Below are 1,773 nucleotides of genomic sequence, written 5' to 3'. Positions count from 1 at the left end.
TAGACCTTTGAAAACTGAACAAAGTAAGACAAACCAAATGTGTAGGGCGTCTTGATTGATTCAAGACAACAAACATTTTTAACAAGCAAGCAATATGCTAGCAAACAAATTGAGCTTAACAATCGCAAGATTGTTCTAACTTTTATTATGAGAGTTTGATCCTGGCTCAGGACGAACGCTGGCGGCGTGCCTAATACATGCAAGTCGTACGCTTCTTTTTCCACCGGAGCTTGCTCCACCGGGAAAAGAAGAGTGGCGAACGGGTGAGTAACACGTGGGTAACCTACCCATCAGAAGGGGATAACACTTGGAAACAGGTGCTAATACCGTATAACAATCGAAACCGCATGGTTTTGATTTGAAAGGCGCTTTCGGGTGTCGCTGATGGATGGACCCGCGGTGCATTAGCTAGTTGGTGAGGTAACGGCTCACCAAGGCCACGATGCATAGCCGACCTGAGAGGGTGATCGGCCACATTGGGACTGAGACACGGCCCAAACTCCTACGGGAGGCAGCAGTAGGGAATCTTCGGCAATGGACGAAAGTCTGACCGAGCAACGCCGCGTGAGTGAAGAAGGTTTTCGGATCGTAAAACTCTGTTGTTAGAGAAGAACAAGGATGAGAGTAACTGTTCATCCCTTGACGGTATCTAACCAGAAAGCCACGGCTAACTACGTGCCAGCAGCCGCGGTAATACGTAGGTGGCAAGCGTTGTCCGGATTTATTGGGCGTAAAGCGAGCGCAGGCGGTTTCTTAAGTCTGATGTGAAAGCCCCCGGCTCAACCGGGGAGGGTCATTGGAAACTGGGAGACTTGAGTGCAGAAGAGGAGAGTGGAATTCCATGTGTAGCGGTGAAATGCGTAGATATATGGAGGAACACCAGTGGCGAAGGCGGCTCTCTGGTCTGTAACTGACGCTGAGGCTCGAAAGCGTGGGGAGCAAACAGGATTAGATACCCTGGTAGTCCACGCCGTAAACGATGAGTGCTAAGTGTTGGAGGGTTTCCGCCCTTCAGTGCTGCAGCTAACGCATTAAGCACTCCGCCTGGGGAGTACGACCGCAAGGTTGAAACTCAAAGGAATTGACGGGGGCCCGCACAAGCGGTGGAGCATGTGGTTTAATTCGAAGCAACGCGAAGAACCTTACCAGGTCTTGACATCCTTTGACCACTCTAGAGATAGAGCTTCCCCTTCGGGGGCAAAGTGACAGGTGGTGCATGGTTGTCGTCAGCTCGTGTCGTGAGATGTTGGGTTAAGTCCCGCAACGAGCGCAACCCTTATTGTTAGTTGCCATCATTCAGTTGGGCACTCTAGCAAGACTGCCGGTGACAAACCGGAGGAAGGTGGGGATGACGTCAAATCATCATGCCCCTTATGACCTGGGCTACACACGTGCTACAATGGGAAGTACAACGAGTTGCGAAGTCGCGAGGCTAAGCTAATCTCTTAAAGCTTCTCTCAGTTCGGATTGTAGGCTGCAACTCGCCTACATGAAGCCGGAATCGCTAGTAATCGCGGATCAGCACGCCGCGGTGAATACGTTCCCGGGCCTTGTACACACCGCCCGTCACACCACGAGAGTTTGTAACACCCGAAGTCGGTGAGGTAACCTTTTGGAGCCAGCCGCCTAAGGTGGGATAGATGATTGGGGTGAAGTCGTAACAAGGTAGCCGTATCGGAAGGTGCGGCTGGATCACCTCCTTTCTAAGGAATATTACGGAGACTACACTGGTTGTTTTATACTTTGTTCAGTTTTGAGAGGTCTACTCAATGA

General features: G+C 50.9%; 1 rRNA gene. It reads left to right on the top strand.

The window, feature by feature from the left end:
- The first annotated feature begins 143 nt into the window (after nucleotides 1–143).
- Nucleotides 144–1,703 (top strand): 16S ribosomal RNA (locus DVW83_RS14030).
- The last annotated feature ends 70 nt before the right edge of the window (nucleotides 1,704–1,773 follow it).

It is taken from the genome of Enterococcus sp. VV15 (genome assembly GCF_005236045.1).
Classification (GTDB): Bacteria; Bacillota; Bacilli; order Lactobacillales; family Enterococcaceae; genus Enterococcus_B; species Enterococcus_B durans.
Note: the sequence above shows the minus strand (reverse complement) of the source record. Positions and strands in the feature narration are given on the sequence as shown.